Raw genomic sequence first — 21,453 nt, forward strand, 5'->3', positions numbered from 1 at the left:
GAAATAGCGACCGTCGTGGGCAAGAGTTCAAACCGTTGACCGCAATAACAAGAAGTGGCCCCTTTTCTCCAGGCATCTTAAGTGGAAACAGAGCAACATTTGGTAACAAAGCAACATTGTTGCTCTTTGTTGCTGCGGCCCGTCTTGGTGGCAACAGGGCAACATAGGCAACACACCCTTTAAAAGGGTGTTGCCTGTGTTGCCTGTGTTGCCTCTCGGGTGACCTCGGACCGGCTGTTGCCGAGCTTCCAGAAATAAGGCGTCCCCTCGGGCGCGATGTCTCGCGAGACCATGAGCCTGCGCGCGACGGCCTCCTTGGCGCATCTGCCGAACGCCACTCCCTTCGCCTTCGGGCTGTCGGCCGGATAGGTCTTCAAGAACTCGTGCCGGACGAATTCGCGTTTGACACCTCGAACGGCGGGTCCGTTCGGATACGGATAGATGGTCTCGGGGGTGCTGCAGAGGGCGAAATCGAGAGCGCGCTCGAAGATCGCGAGCGACTTCGGCCAGGCTCTCGTCTGCGGTCGCTGCTCGTCGCCGGCGGTCGCTTCCTCGACCGGCTCGACGACGCATGAGGTGATTGGCTCGCCGTCGTCCTCGTCGGTCCCGACCACGACCGGCTTGAGGCGCGAGACGATCACGAGGCCGGTCTCGCCATCCTTGGCGTATTCGACCGTGGCGACGATGTTCCCGGCGGCGTCGCGCTTGACGGAAATCTGGACGTCGGCCGCGCCCATCAGCGACGAGTGGCCGCGGGGCCGGTTCTTGTCGTGGCCGCAGTGGTGGATGACGACGACGAGGCAACCGAAGGCCGCGCGGATCGCGTCGGACGCCCTGATGTAGGCCGCCATGTCCTCGTCGCTGCTCTCCGATCCGGACATGCTGCGGTTCAAGGTGTCGATGATGACGATGGCGGGACGCTGTCCGCCGAGTTGGCGGCGGATGTCGTCGACGAGCGCCTTGGCGTCCTTCACGAGGTCGAGCGGCGTGGTCATCAGCCAAGCGTTCGGCGTCTCGCCGTTCACCTTCTCCTTGCGGAAGGCCGCGACGCGCCGCGCAAACCCCCGCGCCCCTTCGAGGGCGCAATAGATGACCGCCCCTTTCTTGACTCGCAGGCCGCGATAGGGGCGGCCCAGCGCGACGTGCATCACCGCGTCGAAGGTCCAGAACGACTTTCCGCATTTCGGCTCGCCCCAAATGACGGCGAGGCCCTCGGAGGGAAAAAGGCTCTTGATGAGGTATTGCTCCTTGAGGTCGAGCTTCACCTTTTCGAAGGGCGTGAGCTCGAAACGCGGCGCGGTCGCACCCCCGGCCCGAGGCACGAAAGGCAGTATCGTCACCGCGTCTCGCCTCTTCATGCGGCGTCCTCCCGGATCGCGTCGTTGACGTCATTTCCGCGGTTCGGCCAGACGTCGAAGACCTCGCGGCCGGCCGCGAGCCAGCGTGAGCCGCAGACTTCGGCGGCGGCACGGTTCGCCTCGTCGCGCTCGCGGATGATCGAAAGCACCTCGACGCCGGGCAGCACCGGGAGCCTCGCGATTGCGCCGTTCGACCCGAGCGCCCAGGTCGGCTTGAGGGGCGGGTCGAGCACCCTCGCGGTCATGGACGTTTCAATGCCCTCGCCGACGAAGAGGCCGCCGAGCACGTCTGCGTTGGGGTCGAGCTTGATCGCCGCGCCGCCAACCGGGCCGAGAAACCGCCGGTCCTTGGTCTCCTTGCCGGTGTCGGGGTCGATGATGACGAATGGACGGCCCTGCGCGTCGAAGAACAGGCGCATGATCGCCTGCGGCTCGTCTGTCGCGATCGAGCGGAAGAGCGCCATGAGCGCGCGGCGCTCGGGATGCCACCTGAGGACTTCGCCGGCGAGATCAATGCCAAGATTGAGTTCGCGGGAAGCGAGATAGCGTTCGGCCGGCGTCCCACGCGGGTCAGCGCCCTCATCCCACATGGCGAGGGCCTTGGCGGTCGAGCGCGCCTTCTGCTCGCTCTCCTCGGCCTCGCGCCGGGCCTCTTCGGCAATCCGTTCTTCGCTTGTCGGCACGGCGTCGTGGGGACAGAGCCGACCGCCAGTAATGCGCTCGACCGCCTCGACGAAATCGAGGCCGGCGACATGGCGCACGAGCCGGATGGCGTCGCCGCCGACGCCGCAGCCGCGGCAGTTGAAGACGCCCTTTGGGACGTTGACCGAGAAGCGATCCCGGCCGCCGCAAGTTGGGCAAGGCCCGGCGAACTCGCCGGCACCGATCCTCTTGAGCCGCGCACCGAGCGCCTCGGCGACGCGGAGCAGATTGGCCGAGCGCGCCTCGGCGACGAGGTCGGCCGTCATGGCGAGTCCCCGGTGCGCGACCGCCGTCTCCGCGCCGTCGGCCGGCCGAAATGGGCGTTGTAGTGGTCGACCTGCTCGAGGTAGCCGCGGGTCGAGTCGAACAGCGGCTCGCCGTCGTCGGCTGGCTGCGCGGCGGCCCACTCGAAGTCTTCGGCGCTCGGGAGGCGGTCCCGCATCCGGGCCTCCATCCGCATCCAGACGCGATTTGCGCGGTCGTAAAATGCGCCCATTCGGGCGTCGATCTCGGCAACGTGCGCCCGGCTTTGCTCCGCTGCCTGTTCGGCAATCTCGGCCAGCGCCTCCTGCTCGGCCCCGACCGCTGCTCGCGCCGCCTCGAAGTCCTCGCGCAGCGCGGCCATCTCCGACCCGAACTCGGCCAGGACGGCGTCCCGCGCCTCGACGACCGCGGTTCGCGCCGCGAGTTCGGCGGCGGCGTTGGCGCGCGTCGCTTCCCGGGTCGGCTCGCGATAGCGCTCTATCGCCGCCTCGACGATGCGCGCGAGCTCTCCTGGATGCAGCGCCTCGAGCGCGTCGAGTTCGACCGCGCCCTCGCCGTGGCGTTTTTCAAAATCGCGCTTGCGCGCGTCCGTGTCCTTGATCGGAATCCGGGGCAGGCGATACCGATCGACCTGCTCGCGTGTGAGCACGAGCGGAATGAGCCGGATGTCGAGGTCGTGACCGTCGCGCCGCAGGAGAAATTCGATCTTGCGCGCGACGCCGACCGGCATCAGTTCGCCGCCTGGGTCGAAGTCGCTGATGTAGAGAATCCGGGTCGGCTTCCGGTGCGCGAGCACCCGCTTCACGTGCCACAGGCAGTGCGTGAACGAGAGATCGCCCACACCGGTGACGAGGGTGACGTTGTTCTGTCGGGCGAGCGGATAGAGCACGTCGTTCATGGTGCTCTTTTCGGCCCATGTCTCGATGGCGTACCGCTTGGAGAAGGTTGGGCAGATTACGTAAGGCATGGGCGGGTCGGGGAAGGAAAATTCCCGCGGCGCACACTCGAAGACGAACGAGGTCTCGGCCGGCGGGACGGTGAGCCAGGCGCGGAAGCAGCCGATGAAAGCTTCCCTGTCCCGGCCGCTGTCGTCGGCGATGAAGACCGGCTCGCCGGCGCGGCGATCGGTGAAGCGGTTTGGATCGACGAGTTCGAGGATCCGCGCGTCGACCGAGGCATCGCAGAAATCCTTCCAGTCGGCCTCCGTGTTCTCGTAGGGCTTGCCGTCGCGTTTCGGGGGGCGATCGGCCTCCGGCAGGCTGATGTAGCGATAGTGCATCCGCCGGACGTGGAGGTCGTCTTTAGAGGGGTCGAGGACCGGCCACGCCTGCGCGAACCAATGCGCCGCGTCCCGGCGAGCCGGCGTGACGTAGAAGGGATCACGCGCGACGGACTGCGCGATCAGCGTCTTCGCCGGCCGTTTCATCTCGACGGCCATCGCCTTGATGGCGGCGTAGTCCGGGCAGTGCGGGGGACTCACAGCGCCGACTCCGGCTCGACTCGCCGGACCTGTCGGCCAAACACCTCGCCGCCGTCGAGCGCGTTGTCGGCGAACTCCTTCGGGATGACGAGCCGCCAGTCGGACACCGCGTCGCCGGTCTGGTTTACGAACTCCTTCTGGGACGCGAGGTCGGCAAGGCGCGATGTCTGGAAGATGATGCGCGAGCGGGCCGGGGTGCTCCTCCTGTCCCTCCGCCTCTTCACGCGGCCGTCGGTAACCGGACCGGCGCCGTTCGGTTGAAATGGTGCCTCCACGAGGCTGTGTCTCGAATCGGTTTCAGCCGCCAAGCAAAACCGATCCGAAGCCCGGGCCGCCCGCTGCGGCGCCGGATTTCTTTTTGAGGGGCGCATCGATTACCGGGCCCCTTCAGATGCCAGCCGGTCGATTTCCGATTCAGGAACGACGGTCCGGCCGCCGATGCGAACGAGGCGAATCTTCCCCCTCGCGGCGAGCTTGTAGAGCATTGCCTTCGAGATCCCGAGCGCCTTACACGCTTCGGGGACGCGACGAGCCTTCGGCGGATGAGCCGCCGGGGTGTCAATCGGACGCCGTCCAGTGGCGTTTGCTTCGATGGTATCCATGAGGCCACCTCTGATTGAGATGGCCTCCCATCAATCACATCGATCCATTGGCTGCAAAATGTGCAATCGCGCCGATCGTGCAGGCGGAGGGCACGATTAACTGGGAGCCTTCCTTCGGCCTGATTTTCTTATTCCCCCCAGATATTTAACAGTATCACGTATCTTATCGCGCTTATCCTTGAGCCCGCGCGCCCGCACGATTCTGAAAGCCTCTGCGAAAGTCAAGTTGGGGCTATCTGCCAGCGCCTCGCGCAGCACGGATTGCAAGTCGCGGCCCTCAACAATCTCATCCGCGGGGAAGGCCCGCACAAGCTCATCTACGGAGACCAAAACCCTTCGAAACCCTCTTCCCCATTCGTTCGAGCAGAGATCATCGTAAAGGTATACTACCTCGGGAGGATAACCATCGCAGCTCTTGAGATCACACCATTCCTCTTGCCGAATGACGCGCCGAATTCGAGTTTCGTCGTTGATCCCAGTCGACACGATCTTGCCGGTAATATGCGCCGCCCAGAGCTGCTTGCACGCCGATCGAGGATCCAAAGGGAATCTTTCAAACGTCGTGTGATCCGTTGGACGCTTGAGTGGACCCAGTGTCCATCCTTGCGGATGGTTTTCGCGCCAACCTTTGTGCACCTCCCACCATTCCGACCACGCTTCTCGAACGTTGTTGATGTCGCGCGACGCGACCCAGATCAGCGCCATTGAGAGCGTACAATACAATTCCTGCAGCGGATCGAATTTTGCTGGGTCTGGTACTTCAGCGAATGGCGGAAGGCGGCGACTCTGCGCCCATTCTTCGGCCTGCTGGGGCGTCCAGGTGCCGTACATCACCAAGGTCAGGACATCGCCTGGGGTTTGGGGGTCATCGGTCACGCGCGCACCCGCGCGCACCTTTGAGTGAGAGGGCAACGGGGAGGTGCGGCCCCGCTTTCGGCCGGCCAGCCTAAGCCCCCGTGAAGAATTTCGGAGATCAATGCGCCTTTATCGTGGAGCAGTACGTGCCGCGGCCTCGGGCCGGATTGGTCGCAAGACCCACGTAGACCAGCATTGAACCTCAGGGCCTCTTGAACTCAACAACATTGGGCTTGTCGCTCGTCAGCCGGTCGTAATAGTCCGCCAGCCTCTGTAGAGCCTCGCCAACCTCGTCCGCGTAGCGGGCTGCGTTGTACCCCGCGTGCAGGGCGCCGCCGATGGAACGATGGCCCAAAACAGCCTCGACGACGTGCGGAAACTCTCTGAGGTCGCCGAGTCTTGTGGAAGCGGTGCGCCTCAAACAATGGGGCGACGGGACGGTTTCGATGCATGCGCGCTTCGAGATTCGCGCCGCCCATCGGGGCCAGTTCTGTAGCGGCGCCCCATCTGTCGAAAAGACGAGGTCGTCCGCTTTGGCCGCCAGTGGACGAAGCATTTCCACCATCTGCTTCGGCAACTGGATGACATGATCCGCCGGCGCGTTTTTCGAGCGACGCCCCCGAGTGTTTTTTCTCCTGGCGCCGGGGATGGTCCAAGTGCCGGTGTTGAGTTCGAACTCACGCCAGGTCGCGCCGGCGATCTCTTCGCGTCGCGCCGCCGTCCAGAGCATCGCCTGGGCAGCGATGTCGTGCGGACGGTCGGACAGAGCCCGCAGGAACTTCTCGGTCTCCTCGACACTGAGCCGGCGCTGCTCTATGTCCTTGTCACGCTCAGGCGCTTCGATCCCGCTGAACCCGTCCCCGATCAGTTCCCGTTTCCGCGCCCATCGGAACAACTTGCGAGCATAGGCGACGGCATGCCTTGCGGACGACCGCGACGGCCAAGCGTCGATGGCGAGTTGCAAGTCGCGAACCTTGAGGTCCAGCGCCGGATGGGTCAGACAGGGCTTAAAGACGCGTTGCAAATGCTCTTTCTGGGACGTTCCGGACTTGAGCCCGCGGCCGTCGCCGATACTGAAATAGAGCTCGATTACCGAGTCCAGCGTTCCGACGCCGTCCAGCGCGTCCTGTTTCCTGATGCGCCGTGCGCGTCGTTCTGCGGTGGGGTCGTGACCCTCACCAACCGACTTCGCCGTTGTCTTTGCCTTTGCTCGCGCCTGAGCGAGCGTCAGGTCGTCCCCGAGCGTGAATCGTCTTTTCACGCCATCGACACGCGTTTGCATTGACCACGATCTGACGCCGGAACTTGACAATCGGACCTTTAATCCAGGGGTCAGGCCGTCGGACTTTTCCTGTCGCGAGTTCGTCGGCTTCCAGTTGCGGAGTTCAAGGTCGGTCAGCGGCTTTGGCATTTTAGAGGTCCGTTCAAGACCCCTCCGGGGGTCCGCTGGGGGTCCACGTCTCGTTCGCTTGAGATAGACCCTCGTGGACCGTGATGGAAGCAATTTATTGAAAATGCTCGCTTAATATGGAGACTGTGGACCGGCGTGGCCCACCGTAGACAGGCTTATTTCAGATTGTAGATCTAGAGGTCCCCCGTTCGAGCCGGGGTGGCGGTACCAATCGAAACAATCCTCGACCGGCGACGCCGCTCGGTTAGCCGCGCCAGCGCCGGCCGCGAGCGCGACGCGCATCCCCCGACCTCGCCCGAGCCTGTTCCCGCAGGCGGCGACACGCGCCCGAGCCTCGTTCGACAGGCTCGGGACGAGCTCGGGGAAGCCGGACCGGCTCCGGCGGTCGGCGAAAGGCCGACGCCGGCCGGCGTCCCGCAGAATCCCGAAGGCTTCTGATCTTCGGCCGGCGTCGCAACCGGATCATTCGCCGCCGTCGCACGATCGGCAAGAGGCGGACTCCGCCCACGCGGCGGTTCGCCGCAGCGCTCGGGTCGCGTCTTTTTCGTCTGAAGCGCCGTCCGGACGCTGCGTCCGGCGGTTCTGCGCGCTCAGTGCCCCCCCGGCCGGTACTTCGGCCTGCGGTCGTCGACGCGCTTGGCCTTCGACAGCGCGCGTTCGAGCGTGTTCGGCGGCAAAATGTCCACCTCGAAATTCACCGCCGTGTCGTTCTTGAGCTTGTGGCGGACGCGCTCTCTCAAGTCGGCGGCGAAGTGATCGATGTCGGCCGGGGTCGCGGCGGGGTCGCGCTCCACGAGCACGGTCGCGTGGTCGAGCGCGCCTTTCTTCTCCAGCACGATCTTGAACTCGACGCCCGTGCCGGGGACCTCGAGCAGGGACCGCTGCACCTGGCTCGGATAGACGTTCGCCCCGCGGATCAGCAGCATGTCGTCGAGCCGGCCGTAGACGCCGGCCGGAAGGCGAGGGTAGGTGCGGCCGCAGGAACAGGGTTCGTAGACCATGTGCGACTCGTCGCCGGCGTAGAAGCGGATCATCGGCTGCGACCGGCGCTTGAGATGGGTGTAGACGATCGCGCCGCTCTCGCCATCCGGCAGGAGGCGGCTCGAATCGTCCTTGGCGACGATCTCGGTCCAGACTTCGTCCTGCATCACGTGCGGCCCCGCGGCCGCCTCGCATTCGGCGTTGGTGGACCACGGCGTCATTTCCGAGGTGGTGGCCATGTCGCGCACCTTGATGCCCCAGCCCTGCTCGAGCGCCTGGCGCGTGCCGGGGATCGAGGAGCCGGGCTCGCCGATGAAGATGCCGAGTCTGAGCGGCGACTTCGCGGCGTCGTAGCCGAGGGCGCGCGCCGTCTCCAGCATGTGCAGCGCGTAGGTCGGCGTGGTGATCAGCACCGTCGCGCCGATGCGGTACATCAGGTCGAGCTGACGCTCGGTCTCCCCCGCGCCGAGCGGAAAGGCGGTCGCGCCGAGGCGTTCGACGCCGAGCAGCGAGCCCCAGCCCCCCATGAACAGGCTGAACACGGTCGCGAGTTGCACGATGTCGCCGGGACGGACGCCGCAGGTGTAGAGCCCCTGCGCCATGACGTCGGCGATGTAGTCCCAGTCGCCGCGCGAGAAGGCGTAGAGGGTCGGCTTGCCGCTGGTGCCCGACGACCCGTGCACGCGGATGATGTCGGCCGCCTCGCAGCCGAGATAGCGGCCGAACGGCGGCGCCGCAGCCTGATCGTCGCGCAGCATCGGCTTGGTGACGATCGGAACGCGTTTCGAGAAATCGTCGAGCGATTTCACCTGATCCGGGTGAAATCCATGGGCGTCGTAGTGGCTCCGATAAAAGGGCAGCGCGTCGTAGACGAAGCGGAGCTGGCTTTGCAGATTGGCCAGCACCTCCGCTTCGCGCGCCTCGCGCGAGCGCGTTTCCTTCTCGCGATCCCAGTAGACGCCGTCGGCCATTATGCTCCTCCCGCTTGTCGGCTGGATCATGCACGGAAGGGCGCTTGGGCGCCATCATCCCGTCCGATCCCCCCTTCGATCACCGCGCCGCCGATGCGGCGGGCGTGCCCGAGAAATTCGGCGACGACCGCGCCCGAGGAATCGGTCACCGTCACGTCGTAGAGCCCGACCCGCCCGGCCCGCGACCGTTCGACGGCGCGCGCGGTCAGCCGCGCGCCGGGCTCGCCGGGCCTGAGGTAGATCATCGAGCAGTGGTGGGCGACGAAGCGCTCGTTGCGGCTGTTGCAGGCGCAGGACAGCGCGGTGTCGGCGAGCGTGTACAGGACCCCGCCGTGGCATGTGCCGAAACCGTTGAGCATGTCGTCGCGGACCGTCATCGAAAGCGCCGCGTGTCCCTCGCCGGCGGAAACGAGCGCGATCCCGAGACTGCGGCTCACGCGGTCGCCCGCCAGCATGCGCCGGGCGCAGGCGGCGGCGGTCGCGGCGGCCTGTTCGCCCTCGTCAGGCATTCGAACTCTCCCCTGAAGGCGCCGGGCCGCTGTAGGGCCGCTGTCGATCCGCTTGATTATGCACAAGTCAGCGTGCTAAACAATCGCTTGGTTAGCTCATGCGAGGTTGAAGTCTTGGCGGCGACCGAAGCAAAACGGCAGGCCAACCGCTGGCCGGCCCTGCTCGATGCGGCGGCGGCGAAATTCGCCGGGCAGGGCTACCACGCCACCACCATTCGCGAGCTCGCCGCCGCGAGCGCGATGACGCCCGGCGCGGTCTATTTCCACGTTCCCAACAAGCAGGCGCTGCTGCTCGCGGTCTACGAGGAGGGGGTGCAGCGCATCCTCGACCGGGTCGAGACCGCCGCCGCGGGGGCCGAGACGGCGTGGGACCGGCTGACCGCCGCGGTCGAAGCGCACCTCGAGGCGATCCTCGACGCCAGCGCCTATGCCCGGGTGGTCATCCGCATCGTTCCCGACGACGCGCCCGACATCGCCGCCGATCTCATCCGCCTGCGCGACCGCTACGAAGAGCGGTTCCGCGCCCTGTTCGCGCAGGTCGAGCTGCCCGAAGGCATGTCGCCCGGCCTCGCCCGGCTGTTCCTGCTCGGCGCGCTCAACTGGACGCCGGTGTGGCGCCGGCCGGGCGGCGCGCCGATCGCCGAGATCGCGCGCCAGATGCTCGCGCCGCTGCGCGCGGCGGGCGCGCGCTGATGACGACGGCGCCCCGCCTCGATCCGCCCGCCCGCGTCCTCGTCACCAAGATCGGGCTCGACGGCCACGACCGCGGCAGCCGCATCGTGGCGGCCTTCCTGCGCGACGCCGGCATGGACGTGATCTACACGCCGCCGTGGCAGTCGATCGCCGCCGTGGTCAAGCTCGCCACCGAAGAGGACGTGGATGCGATCGGCGTCAGTTCGCTCGCGACCGACCACCTGATCGTGCCGCAACTCGTGGCGGCGTTGCGGGAAGCGGGCCTCGCTCATGTCGGCGTCGTCGTTGGCGGCATCGTGCCCGCCGACGAACAGCCGGCGCTGGTCGCCGCCGGGGTCGGCGCGATCTTCGGCCCCGGCGCTTCGCGCGACGCCATCGTCGCGGGCGTCGCGGCGCTGGCCGCGGACGCGCGCGCGGCGCGCGACGCCGAATTGCGGGAGCAAACGCCATGAGCCGCGAAGCCGTCCAACTCTCCCTGCCCGGCTTCGATCGCGATTTCGCCGAGTGGCGCGCGGCTTATGCAGGGCAGATCGGCGCCGAGCGGCCGGTCGTCAACCGGTCGGGCGTCGAGATCAAGCCGCTCTACACGCCGCGCGACTGGGACGGCTCGGCCTACGACGCGGATCTCGGCTTTCCCGGCCAGTATCCCTTCACCCGGGGAATCTACCCGACCATGCACCGCGGCCGCACCTGGTCGCAGCGCCAGTTGGTCGGGCTCGGAACGCCCGCCGACTACAACGCCCGGGTGCGCAAGCTGCTGGCGGCGGGCGCGACCGCGATCAGCTTTCTGCCGTGCAATTCCGGTTTCCGCGGGCTCGATTGCGACGAGGTCGATCCGCTGCTGCTCGGCACCTGCGGCACCGTTTCCAACACGGTCGACGACATGGACGCCGCGCTCGACGGCGTGCCCTTGGGCCGCATCTCGACCGCGATGAACGATCCCTCGCCGTTCACGCTGCTCGCCTTCACGCTCGGCGTCGCCCGACGCCGTGGAATCCCCTGGGAGCGGGTGTCCGGCACGTCCAACCAGAGCGACTACCTCTCCCATTTCGTCGCCAACCACATGTTCTATCGATTGTCGCTGCCGGGCTCGCGCCGCGTCCTGACCGATCATGTCGCTTTCTGCCTGGAGCGCCTGCCGAACTGGAATCCGGTCTCGGTCGTCGGGCAGCACATGCAGCAGGCGGGCGCGACGCCGGCCGAGACGGTCGGCCTCACCTTCTCGACCGCCCTGCAATATGCGCAGGATTGCGTCGCGCGTGGAATCGACATCGACGTCCTGCTCCGCCGCTTCACCTTCTTCTTCGACATCTCGATCAGCTTCTTCGAGGAGATCGCAAAGTTCCGCGCGGCGCGGCGCGTCTGGGCGCGGCTGGCGCGCGAGCGTCTCGGGGCGAAGAACCCGAATTCCTGGCGCTTCAAGTTCCACGGCCAGACGTCCGGCGTCGATCTCACCCGCCAGCAGCCGCTCAACAACATCGCGCGGGTGGCGACGCAGGCGATCGCCGGAATTTTCAGCGGCCTGCAGTCGATGCACACCGACGCCTATGACGAGGCCGCCGCGACGCCGACGGAGGAGAGCGCGCGCATCGCGGTCGCGACCCAGACCATCTTGCGCGAAGAGGCGCACCTTTGCGACGTGATCGATCCGCTCGCCGGGTCCTGGTACGTCGAGACGCTCACCGACCAGATGGAGGCCGAGATCCTTTCGGTCATTGCGCGCATCGACGCCGCCGGCGGCATGTACAAGGCGGCCGAAAGCGGCCTCGTGCAGGGCATGATCGGCGAGTCCGCGCTGCGTTGGCAGGAGCGGATCGAGCGCGGCGAGGAGAAGGTGGTCGGCGTCAATTGCCACCAGGCCGAGGACGAGGAAGGGCAGGGCAAATCGACCGAACGGCCCGACCTCGACCGCATGAGGGCGCATGTCGCGCGCTTCCGGGCGTTCAAGGAGAGCCGCAGCCGCACGGCGGTCGAGGGCGCGCTCGCGGCGCTCGCCCGCGCGGCCGACGACGAGGACGACAACGTGTTCGCGCGGGTGGTCGAGGCGGCGGAGGCCGGCGTCACCCACGGCGAGATCGTGACCTGCCTGCGGAAAGAGCTGGGATTTGGACGCCCGCTGGTCGTCGCCTGACATTCCGCCCGCCCTCGTCGCGCTCGTCGACCGGCTGCGGCGGGGCGAGGCGGCGGCGCTCGCCCGCTGCCTGTCGCTGGTCGAGCAAGGCGGCGCGCATGCCGACGCGATCGGGCGGCTCATCGGCGCAGCGAGCGGCCGCGCGATCGTCGTCGGCTTCACCGGCCCCCCCGGGGCGGGGAAGTCGACGCTGATCGACGCCTTTGTCGGGCATGTGCGCGCCGGCGGCCGGACGGTCGCCGTCGCGGCGGTCGATCCGTCGAGCCCGATCTCCGGCGGCTCCGTGCTCGGCGATCGAATCCGCATGCAGCGCCACACCGAGGATCCCGGCGTGTTCATTCGCTCGATCGCCTCGCGCGGGCACGTGGGCGGGCTGACCGAGACCATTCACCGGGTCCTCGACCTGATGGGGGCCTCGGGCCGCGACCTGATCGTCCTCGAAACGGTCGGCGCTGGCCAATCGGAAGTCGAGATCGCCGAGGCGGCGGACGTCTGTGTCGTCGTCAACGCGCCCGGCCTCGGCGACGAGGTTCAGGCGCTCAAGGCCGGCATCCTCGAGATCGCCGACATCCTCGTGGTCAACAAGGCCGATCTGCCGTCGGCGCGCCGCACGGCGGACCAGCTGCGCGCCATGCTGACGCTGCGCGCGGACGCGCGCGACACGCCCGTGATCGAGACGATCGCGACCTCGGGGGCCGGCGTCGCCGCCCTCGCCGCCGCGGTCGAGGCGCGAGCCGAACTGCCGGCGGAGCAGAAGCGGGCGCGCCGCCTGCGTCGCGTCCGCCGCCTGATCGCGCAGGCGGCCGGCCGCGCGATCCGCGACCGGATCCTGGGGCTCGACGATCCGCGCAGCGACGCGGCGCTCGAGGCCGCCCTCGAAGGGCGTTGCGGCGTCGCCGAGGCGGCCGAGCGCGTCCTGCGTCTGCTCGCCTACCCGGCGCCGCCCGCCCCGGCCGGCGCCCCGTCGCCCGTGACGGGGCGCCCGGATGCGCCGCCGGGCGAGCGTTCGCCGCCTCCGTCATGCCCGTCGGTTATCCCGCCATACGGAAAATAAGGTTTCCTTCGGGTCGGGCCCATGGTCCGGTCGCCGACCGTTTTCCGAACCGAGGCGCCGATGCTCGACCGACCCCCGACCCGCGAAGGCTGGATCGCCCGCGCCGCCGCGCTGACGATCGAGGGCCGCGCCTTCATCGGCGGCGCCTACGTCGACGCGCTCGACGGCGCCACGTTTGCGCGGGTGTCGCCGATCGACGGCAAGGTCTTCGCTCATGTCGCCGACTGCGGCGAGGCCGACGTCGACCGGGCGGTGAGGGCGGCGCGGGCGGCGTTCGACAGCGGCGTCTGGCGCGACGCCGATCCGCAACGCAAGAAGGCTGTCCTCCTGCGCTTCGCCAGTCTCATTCGCGAGAACGCGGAAGAGCTCGCGCTGCTGGAAACGCTCGACGTCGGCAAAGTGATCGCCAACACGCTCGATGTCGACGTTCCCTTCTGCGCCAACTGCATCCAGTACTACGGCGAACTCGCCGACAAGCTCACCGACGAGATCGCCCCGCTGGGGCGCGAGGACGTCGCCATGGTGCGCCGGGAGCCGCTCGGCGTCGTCGGCGCGATCGTGCCGTGGAATTACCCGCTGATCATCGCCGCGTGGAAGATCGGGCCGGCGCTGGTCGCGGGCAACTCGGTGGTGCTGAAGCCGGCCGAGCAGTCGCCGCTCGCCTCGCTCGTGCTCGGCCGGCTGGCCAGGCAGGCGGGCCTGCCCGACGGCGTGCTGAACATCGTCCCGGGCTTCGGCGAGAAGGCGGGAAAACCGCTCGCCCTGCACCCCGACGTCGACATGATCGCCTTCACCGGCTCAACCGAGGTCGGCAAGCTGATGATGGTCTACGCCGGCTCGAGCAACATGAAGCGCGTGGCGCTCGAGTGCGGCGGCAAGTCGCCGCACGTGGTGATGGCGGACGCCGACCTCGACGCCGCTGCAGAAGCGATCGCCTGGGGCATCTACTACAATCAGGGCGAGACCTGTCACGCGGGCTCGCGCGTCCTGGCGCACGCTTCGATCCGGGCGGCGCTGGTCGAGAAGATCGCCGCCGCGCAGCGGGCGCAAATCCCGCTCGGCCATCCTTTCGATCGGGAAGCGCAACTCGGCGCGATGGTCGACGAGCGGCAGATGCAGCGCGTGCTCGGCTATATCGAGCTCGGCGTGAAGGAGGGCGCCCGAATCGCGCACGGCGGCGCCCGCGCGCTCGCGGAGACCGGCGGCTTCTATATCGAGCCGACGATTCTCGACGGCGCCGTGAACAGCATGCGGATCGCCCAGGAGGAGATCTTCGGACCGGTCGTCGTGATCGTTCCGTTCGAGACGGAGGCCGAGGCGGTCGGGCTCGCCAACGATACGATCTACGGCCTCGCCGCCGCGGTCTGGACGCGCGACATGAACGCAGCGCACAGGCTCACGCGCGCGATCCGGGCCGGCACCGTCTGGGTCAACACCTACGACCGCTCCTCGCTCGCGACGCCGTTCGGCGGCTTCAAGCAATCGGGCTTCGGCCGTGACCGCTCGCCCCACGCGATCGACAAGTACATGGACTTCAAGACGATCTGGACGAGTTATCGCTGAGCTTCGGCTGCGGCGGAACGGTCGACATTCTCATCCGGAGGCTGGTCGCGGGCGCTCGCGTCTTGTGAAAACGCGGCGTCATGGGTTATGACGAGGCCTTCATCGCGCTCGCAGGGCGATCCATCCGGCGACGCCGGGACGATCCAGGCGCGGGGAGGACGGATGGATCGCAAATGGTTGCCGCTCAACGCGCTGAGAGCGTTCGAAGCGGCCGGGCAGCATCTGAGCTTCACGGCTGCGGCCAATAGCCTGACAGTTGCGCAAAGCGCAGTGAGCCGGCACGTGATCGTCCTCGAGAGTTTCCTCGGCGTGACCCTGTTCGAGCGGCGGCCGCAGCAGCTCGTGCTGACCGAAGCGGGACGGCACATCCTGCCTGTGGTGACGAAGTCGTTCGACCGGATCGACCAGGCGCTCGGCGAGGTCATCAACGAGAAGGGAAGGCCGAAGCGGGTTCTGAAGGTCGCGCTGCCGACGTCGTTCGCGCACCGGCTGGCGATCCCGATTCTGCGCGACTTCCGCGCCGAGAACGCCGGCATCACGCTCGAGATCGTGTCGAAGCCGAGCACCGGCCCAGACGTCGACGGCGACGTCGACATCGCGATCGTCTATTCCGAGCCGAGCGTGACCGACGCGATTCACGACCTGCTCTGGATGGTGCGCGCGACCCCGATGTGCAGCCCGAAACTGCTCGAATCGATCGACGCGAGCGACCCGGCGCGGTTCATCGCCGCCAACGACCTGCTCCACACCAGAATCGACGGCCGCCCGCGCCATTTCTTCTGGGAGATGTTCGTGCGCTCGATCGGGCGGCCCGACATCGCCGTCGACCGCGGCCTCGTGTTCGACGCCCAGCAGCTCGCGGCGCAATACGCCATGAGCGGCGACGGAATCGCCCTCATCGACCCGCGGCTGTTCCACGAGGAGATCAAGGCGGGACGGCTGGCGCAACCGTTCGACGACCTCTGGCTCGAGGAGGGCTACGGCTACTACCTGACGACTCATCCGGAGGATCTCAGCAACGAAGCGGTCGCGTTGTTCCGCACCTGGCTGATCGCGCGCTTCGCGGCGCGCAGGATCGCCGAATCCGAGCCGGCCCAGGGAGAGGCGCCCGCGGCCCAGGCGGAGGCGCCGAAGCTGCGCGCTGCGAAATAGCCCGTTCAAATCGGCATGTCGCGATGCCATTTTGGCGCGAGGCCGAGGCCTGGTCAGCCGCTAGCGTGACCTCGAACGCCGCTACGACGAGAGCTCCGGGAATGGCCGATGTCCGCTGAAGACCAGCCTCAGGATTCCGGGCGCCGGCGCCGCCGCGAGCGCGCCGCCGCGCCTGCGGCGCCGTCGCCGCTGGCGCAGCCCGTGTCGCCGTTTCCGCCGCTCGAGCTCGTGTCGAGGGACGAACTCGAATCCATCCATCGGACCGCCCTGACCGTGCTGGAGGAGATCGGGATCGACTTCCTCCACGACGGCGCGCGCGCGCTCCTGAAAGCGGCCGGGGCGGATGTCGATCCGGCCTCGACGCGCGTTCGTTTCGACCCTGCGCTGGTCGAGGCCCAGATCGGGCTCGCGCCGCGCGAGTTCATCCTGCACGCGCGCAACCCCGCGCGCCATCTCGCGATCGGCGGACGGCGGATCGCCTTCGGCTCGGTCGCCAGCGCGCCGAACGCTTTCGATCGCGCCGGGGGGCGCAGGTCGGGAACGATCGCCGACTACCGCAACTTTCTCCGCCTCGGCCAGACGCTCGACTCGATCCACTTCTGGGGCGGCTACCCGGTCGAGCCGGTCGACGTGCATCCGTCCGTGCGCCACCTCGATGCGCTGTCCGACATGCTCACGCTTTCGGACAAGCCGATCCACGCCTACAGCCTCGGCCGCGAGCGCAATCTCGACGCGATCGAAATGGTCAAAATCGCGCGTGGAATCGACGACGACACGCTCGAGCGCGAGCCCTCGCTGTTCACGGTGATCAATTCGTCTTCGCCGCTCAGGCTCGATACGCCGATGCTGGAAGGGATCATCCAGATGGCGCGGCGCAATCAGGTCGTGGTGCTGACGCCCTTCACCCTCGCCGGCGCAATGGCGCCGGTGACGCTCGCCGGCGCGCTGGCCGAGCAGCATGCCGAAGCGCTCGCCGGGCTCGTCCTTGCGCAGGTCGTGCGTCCCGGCTCGCCCTTCGTGTATGGCGGCTTCACCTCAAACGTGGACATGAAGTCGGGCGCGCCGGCGTTCGGCACCCCGGAATACATGAAGACCGCGATCGTCGGCGGGCAGCTCGCGCGTCGGCTCTCGCTGCCCTACCGCTCTTCCAACGCCAACGCCGCCAATTCGCTCGACGCTCAGGCGGCGTACGAGAGCGTGTTCTCGCTGTGGGGCGCGATCATGGGCGGCGTCAATTTCCTGATGCACGGGGCGGGCTGGATGGAGGGCGGCCTGCACGCCTCGTTCGAGAAGATGGCGCTCGATGCGGACCTGCTCGCCATGGTGGCGGACTTCCTCAAGCCCCTGCGCGTCGATGACGCCGAGCTCGCGCTCGAGGCGATGCGCGAAGTGGGCCCCGGCGGGCATTTCTTCGGCGCCGAGCATACCCAGTCGCGCTACCGGACCGCCTTTTTCGCGCCCATGATTTCCGACTGGCGCAACTACGAGACTTGGCGCGAGGCCGGATCGCCGACCGCCGCCGACGCCGCCGGGCGCGTTGTCGCCGAACGGCTCGCGGCTTACGCGCCGCCCGCCTTCGAGCCCGAACGGCGCGAGGCGCTCGAAGCGTTCGTCGCGCGCCGGAAGGCCGAGGGCGGCGCGCCGACGGACTACTGAGCGCTCGCCGCATGCTGCAACGAGACAAGGTCCACGCCGCCGTCGGCGGCGTATTTTTCGCTTTCGGCCTCGGGGTCGGGCTGTGGAGCGGAGCGTCCGGCGCCATTTTGACCCGTGCCGGCGTCGACTCGGCGTCGCTCGGGATCATTCTGACCGCCTATACCGGCGTCTATCTCGTCGCGATGACGGCCGGCGGAAGTCTCGCCCATCGGTTCGGAATCCGGCCGACGCTCGTCGGCGCCGCCGTCCTGTTCGCCGCCGCGCTGTTGGGGCTGCTGAACGCGCAGAGCGTGGCGAGCGTCGCGTCGCTCCTCGTCGTGTCGGGCTTCCTCGGCGGCCTCCTCGACGTGGCCATGAATTCGGAAGGCGCGCGCATCGAGCGCAGCCGGGGGAAGCCGATTCTGGCGCGCCTGCACGCGGCCGCCTCGGCGGGGGTTGCGGCGGGGGCCATTCTCGGAAGCCTGATCGCGGCGAGCGCGGCCCCGGGGGCCGCCGGTTTCATCGCGGCGGGCGGACTGGCGGCGGCCGCCGCCGTCTATGAGCGGACGGCTCGCAGCGAGGCCCCTCGAACTCCGCCGAGATCGCCGACCGCGCGCGGCCTCTCCTTCTCCCCTGCGCTGATCGTGCTCGGCCTGGTCCTCGGGGCGTCGATCGCGGCGGAAACGGCGGCGCTGTTGTGGTCGGCGCTGCTGCTGCGCGCGGAAGCGCCCGGTTACGCCGCGTTCGCCGGACTGGGCGCGGCCTTTTTCGCCCTCTGTCAGGCGACGTTGCGTTTCAACGCCGACGGCGTCCGGCTCATGACGAGCGACCGAAAAATCATCGTCGCGTCGTTCGCAGTGACGGCGGCAGGGTTCGCGGTGACCGCCTTCGACGCCGGCTTCGCCGCGAGCGTCGCCGGTTTTGCCCTCATCGGCTTGGGCACCGGCGCGATCGTGCCGTGCGGTTTCGCCCTCGCGGCCCGGCAGACGCCGGGACGCCCCGCCGTCGGCCTCTCCTCGGCTTCCCTGTTCAGCGCGCTGACCCGGCTGCCGGCGCCGCTGGCGACAGGAGCGATCGCCCAGGCATTCTCCCTTCCGATGGCGTTCGGCGCGATCGCGGCCGCCGCAGTGGCGGCGGGCGTCGGAATGGCGCTGTTCGGGCCCGCCGGAGGGAACGACTCGATCGCCGGGAAGGACTAAGAAACAGATTGTCTTGCACGCGACCTTGTCGCAAGAACGCTCTCGGTCGGCGCTGCGGCGCACCATACGCGCAGAGGATGTGATGGCCAAGATTCTGCCGGTGATCATGTGCGGCGGCTCGGGCACGCGGGTCTGGCCCGAATCCCGTGAGAGCCTGCCAAAGCAGTTCATTCCGCTGATCGGCGATCGGTCGACCTTCCAGTCGATCGTGGGCGTGGTGAGCGACGAGGCCGTGTTCGAGAGGCCGGTCGTCATCACCAACTTCGACTACCGGTTTCGGGTCGCCGAGCAGCTCGAGGACATTGGCGCGAAGGCGACCATTCTGCTCGAGCCCGAGCGGCGCGACAGCGCGGCTGCGGTCGGCGCGGCGGCGGCCTGGGCGGCCGCTCGCGACCCGAAGACGATCGTCGCAATCCTCGCCGCCGACCACGTGTTCAAGAACGAGAAGGAGTTCGTTCGTCTGTGCGGCGAGGCGGCCGCGGCCGCGGAGGCGGGCGCAATCGTGACCTTCGGCGTGAAGCCGGACCATCCCGCGACCGGCTACGGGTATATTCATCCCGCCGAGGCGCTCTCCGTCGACCCGAAGGTCCGTCGCGTCGAACGCTTTGTCGAGAAGCCGAACGAGGATCTGGCAAAAACCTTTATCGAGAACGGTTATCTGTGGAATTCCGGGAACTTTATCTTCCGGGCCGACGTCATGATCGAGGAGCTCGCGCAGTTCGAGCCGAAGATCGCCTCCGCGGCCGCCGCCGCGGTCGCCCTCGCCAAGGAGGATCTCGGCTTCCTCGTCCTCGATCGCGACGCTTTCGTCCAGGCGCCGCGCATCTCGATCGACTATGCGGTGATGGAGCGCACCCACCGGGCGGCGGTGCTGGAGGCGGACGTCGGCTGGTCGGACGTGGGACAATGGTCGACCGTCTGGCGGCTGAGCCCGAAGGACGCGGACGGCAACAGCCTGCGCGGGCGCGCCGTGGCGATCGACTCGTCGAACGTGCTCGTCCGCTCGGACGAGCATCTGGCGGCGGTGATCGGCCTTGACAACGTGATCGTGGTTGCGACCGGCGACGCCATCCTGGTCGCCGCCCAAGGGCACTCCGACAAGGTCAAGCAGCTGGTCGAGAAGCTCAAGGCGGACAAGCATCCCGAAGCGACCCAACATCGCCGCAACTATCGGCCGTGGGGCTACTATCAGAGCATCGATCACGGAGCGCGCTATCAGGTCAAGCGGATCGTCGTCAGGCCAGCCGGCCGGTTGTCGCTCCAGAAGCACTTCCATCGCGCCGAGCACTGGATCGTGGTGCGGGGGGCCGCCGAGGTGACGCTGAACGGCGCCGTGCATCTGGTGCACGAAAACGAATCGATCTACCTGCCGATCGGCTCGGATCACCGCCTGTGCAATCCCGGCAAGATCGACCTCGAGCTGATCGAGGTGCAGACCGGAAGCTATCTCGGCGAGGACGACATCGTCCGGATCGAGGACGTCTACAATCGCCGCTGAGGTCTGGCGGCGCCCGCTCGGGCGCCGCCGCCAGACGGCATATCGCTTCCTGCTTCCCGATCACGCCGGCGTCCGGTCTTCCCGGGCGGCGAGGCGCGCGATGTCGCGGATGTCGACGCGGTCGATGCCGATGTCGTGCAGCTCGCGGTCGGTATATTGGGACAGCTCCTGGACGACGTTCCAGTAGGTGCGGCGTTGGCGCAGGAAGCGCAAGAGATTGAAGGTCAACATGGCGGTCTCCTTTGGCTGACCGCCCTCCTGCCCAGCTTCGAACCCTCGAAGCCGTCGTCGCTTCATCCCTTAGACATGAACATTTGTATTCAGCTCGGACGCAAATGTCAAGATCGTAGACTCTGCGTGCATGCGAAATTTGCGCGACAAATTGTCCAACTGCAAAAGAACGACGCCTGAATCGGTCGTTAATGATACGGTAGGTATCAAATCCTACGGAAGTGGCGACCGTAGACATGCGTTGAATGCATAGAAGGCCCTCGCGAACCGGGCGCGTCCCGGCTGACAGACCGCCGCCGAAGCGCGTTGACAGGATGCGCCCTTTCCCCTATGCGGACCGCGGCGAGCGCGCTCTCGGTCCGAGAGGGCGCGCTTTCCGTTTGACGCACCCATGGTCAAGGCCTCGCTCGGCCCGGACCTGTCGGCGCCTCCGAGAGGCGCAGAGGAGGGCGCGTTCCTCACCTGAAACTGTCGGAACATAAAGAGGAACCGCGATGACGAAGCGCGCAGAAGCGAAGTACAAGATCGATCGCCGCATGGGCGAGAACATCTGGGGCCGTCCCCGGAGCCCGTTCAACAAGCGCGAGTACGGTCCGGGCCAGCACGGCCAGCGCCGCAAGGGCAAGGCGACCGACTTCGGCACCCAGCTCAAGGCCAAGCAGAAGGTCAAGGGCTACTACGGCAACATTTCCGAGCGGCAGTTCCATAAATATTACGTCGAGGCGCTGCGGATGAAGGGCGACTCGAGCGCCAATCTGATCGGCCTCCTGGAGCGCCGGCTCGACGCGGTCATCTACCGCGCCAAGTTCGTGCCGACCGTGTTCGCCGCCCGCCAGTTCATCAATCACGGGCACATCAAGGTCAACGGCCGCCGGGTCAACATCGCCTCCTACCAGGTCAAGGTCGGCGACCTGATCGAGGTCAAGGAGGCCTCCAAGCAACTCGCCCTGGTGCTGGAAGCCCAGGCCCTCGCCGAGCGCGACGTGCCCGATTACGTCGAGGTCGACCCGTCCAAGGCCACGGCCAAGCTCACCCGCATTCCGAACCTGACCGAGGTTCCCTACCCGACCCACATGGAGCCGAACCTCGTCATCGAGTTCTACTCGCGCTGACATTCAAAGAACGTGTCTTCCTTCCGGCCGCATCGAAAGGTGCGGCCGTTGC

General features: G+C 67.5%; 20 protein-coding genes. 10 read left to right on the plus strand and 10 right to left on the minus strand.

The annotated features are described in order from the left end of the window. Window positions 1-179: 179 nt before the first annotated feature. From DFR50_RS00520 to paaI, 9 genes are all read right to left on the minus strand, one after another. Window positions 180-1,358, minus strand: a complete 1,179-nt coding sequence (locus tag DFR50_RS00520; RefSeq protein ID WP_113887232.1) for an AAA family ATPase — start codon at window positions 1,356-1,358, stop codon at window positions 180-182. Further along, window positions 1,355-2,326 (minus strand): CHC2 zinc finger domain-containing protein, encoded by a 972-nt coding sequence (locus tag DFR50_RS00525; RefSeq protein ID WP_113887233.1) that lies wholly within the window; start codon window positions 2,324-2,326, stop codon window positions 1,355-1,357. The genes DFR50_RS00520 and DFR50_RS00525 overlap by 4 nt, the downstream gene beginning before the upstream one ends. Beyond that, on the minus strand, window positions 2,323-3,804 hold the full coding sequence (locus DFR50_RS00530; protein WP_113887234.1) for a hypothetical protein: 1,482 nt from the start codon (window positions 3,802-3,804) through the stop codon (window positions 2,323-2,325). Before DFR50_RS00530 ends, DFR50_RS00525 begins: the two co-directional genes overlap by 4 nt. Then, window positions 3,801-4,112 (minus strand): hypothetical protein, encoded by a 312-nt coding sequence (locus tag DFR50_RS00535; protein ID WP_147262618.1) that lies wholly within the window; start codon window positions 4,110-4,112, stop codon window positions 3,801-3,803. Before DFR50_RS00535 ends, DFR50_RS00530 begins: the two co-directional genes overlap by 4 nt. A 66-nt stretch (window positions 4,113-4,178) precedes the next feature. Beyond that, window positions 4,179-4,406, minus strand: a complete 228-nt coding sequence (locus tag DFR50_RS00540; protein ID WP_113887236.1) for a helix-turn-helix domain-containing protein — start codon at window positions 4,404-4,406, stop codon at window positions 4,179-4,181. 96 nt (window positions 4,407-4,502) lie between these two features. Beyond that, window positions 4,503-5,282, minus strand: a complete 780-nt coding sequence (locus tag DFR50_RS31150) for a hypothetical protein (RefSeq protein WP_147262619.1) — start codon at window positions 5,280-5,282, stop codon at window positions 4,503-4,505. Window positions 5,283-5,463: 181 nt separating this feature from the next. Then, a complete protein-coding gene (locus DFR50_RS00545; RefSeq protein WP_113887237.1) occupies window positions 5,464-6,672 on the minus strand; it encodes a tyrosine-type recombinase/integrase in 1,209 nt (402 codons plus the stop codon). Window positions 6,673-7,262: 590 nt separating this feature from the next. Continuing rightward, on the minus strand, window positions 7,263-8,624 hold the full coding sequence (locus tag DFR50_RS00550; RefSeq protein ID WP_113887238.1) for a phenylacetate--CoA ligase family protein: 1,362 nt from the start codon (window positions 8,622-8,624) through the stop codon (window positions 7,263-7,265). A 26-nt stretch (window positions 8,625-8,650) separates the two neighbouring features. Further along, on the minus strand, window positions 8,651-9,133 hold the full coding sequence (gene paaI / locus DFR50_RS00555; RefSeq protein WP_113887239.1) for a hydroxyphenylacetyl-CoA thioesterase PaaI: 483 nt from the start codon (window positions 9,131-9,133) through the stop codon (window positions 8,651-8,653). 114 nt (window positions 9,134-9,247) lie between these two features. On the opposite strand from paaI, the gene DFR50_RS00560 reads away from it, so the two are divergent. The 9 genes from DFR50_RS00560 (at window position 9,248) to DFR50_RS00600 (ending at window position 20,058) form a co-directional block, all read left to right on the plus strand. Continuing rightward, entirely contained in the window at window positions 9,248-9,826 is a 579-nt protein-coding gene (locus DFR50_RS00560) for a TetR/AcrR family transcriptional regulator (RefSeq protein ID WP_170152980.1), read from the plus strand. Beyond that, entirely contained in the window at window positions 9,826-10,278 is a 453-nt protein-coding gene (locus tag DFR50_RS00565; RefSeq protein ID WP_113887457.1) for a cobalamin B12-binding domain-containing protein, read from the plus strand. The genes DFR50_RS00560 and DFR50_RS00565 overlap by 1 nt, the downstream gene beginning before the upstream one ends. Next, entirely contained in the window at window positions 10,275-11,957 is a 1,683-nt protein-coding gene (locus DFR50_RS00570; RefSeq protein WP_113887241.1) for an acyl-CoA mutase large subunit family protein, read from the plus strand. Before DFR50_RS00565 ends, DFR50_RS00570 begins: the two co-directional genes overlap by 4 nt. Then, a complete protein-coding gene (meaB, locus tag DFR50_RS00575) occupies window positions 11,932-13,011 on the plus strand; it encodes a methylmalonyl Co-A mutase-associated GTPase MeaB (protein WP_245427222.1) in 1,080 nt (359 codons plus the stop codon). Before DFR50_RS00570 ends, meaB begins: the two co-directional genes overlap by 26 nt. A 60-nt stretch (window positions 13,012-13,071) precedes the next feature. Then, window positions 13,072-14,574 carry an aldehyde dehydrogenase gene (locus DFR50_RS00580; RefSeq protein WP_113887459.1) on the plus strand — a complete coding sequence of 501 codons (1,503 nt, stop codon included), beginning with the start codon at window positions 13,072-13,074 and terminating at the stop codon, window positions 14,572-14,574. Between the two features lie 162 nt (window positions 14,575-14,736). After that, a complete protein-coding gene (locus DFR50_RS00585) occupies window positions 14,737-15,726 on the plus strand; it encodes a LysR substrate-binding domain-containing protein (protein WP_170152981.1) in 990 nt (329 codons plus the stop codon). A 108-nt stretch (window positions 15,727-15,834) separates the two neighbouring features. Then, on the plus strand, window positions 15,835-17,382 hold the full coding sequence (locus DFR50_RS00590; protein WP_113887243.1) for a trimethylamine methyltransferase family protein: 1,548 nt from the start codon (window positions 15,835-15,837) through the stop codon (window positions 17,380-17,382). 11 nt (window positions 17,383-17,393) lie between these two features. Continuing rightward, the gene (locus DFR50_RS00595) at window positions 17,394-18,560 is read left to right on the plus strand and encodes an MFS transporter (protein ID WP_113887244.1); all 1,167 of its coding nucleotides are present in this window, start codon (window positions 17,394-17,396) and stop codon (window positions 18,558-18,560) included. An 82-nt stretch (window positions 18,561-18,642) separates the two neighbouring features. Continuing rightward, a complete protein-coding gene (locus tag DFR50_RS00600; protein ID WP_113887245.1) occupies window positions 18,643-20,058 on the plus strand; it encodes a mannose-1-phosphate guanylyltransferase/mannose-6-phosphate isomerase in 1,416 nt (471 codons plus the stop codon). Window positions 20,059-20,118: 60 nt separating this feature from the next. Here the strand turns inward: DFR50_RS00600 and DFR50_RS00605 are convergent, their stop codons facing one another. Next, complete coding sequence (locus DFR50_RS00605) at window positions 20,119-20,289, minus strand: DUF1127 domain-containing protein (protein WP_113887246.1); 171 nt, start codon at window positions 20,287-20,289, stop codon at window positions 20,119-20,121. 494 nt (window positions 20,290-20,783) lie between these two features. Here DFR50_RS00605 and rpsD point away from each other — a divergent pair, with 494 nt between their 5' ends. After that, window positions 20,784-21,401, plus strand: a complete 618-nt coding sequence (gene rpsD, locus DFR50_RS00610) for a 30S ribosomal protein S4 (protein ID WP_113887247.1) — start codon at window positions 20,784-20,786, stop codon at window positions 21,399-21,401. Window positions 21,402-21,453: the final 52 nt, after the last annotated feature.

Source organism: Roseiarcus fermentans (assembly GCF_003315135.1).
GTDB classification, from domain to species: Bacteria; Pseudomonadota; Alphaproteobacteria; order Rhizobiales; family Beijerinckiaceae; genus Roseiarcus; species Roseiarcus fermentans.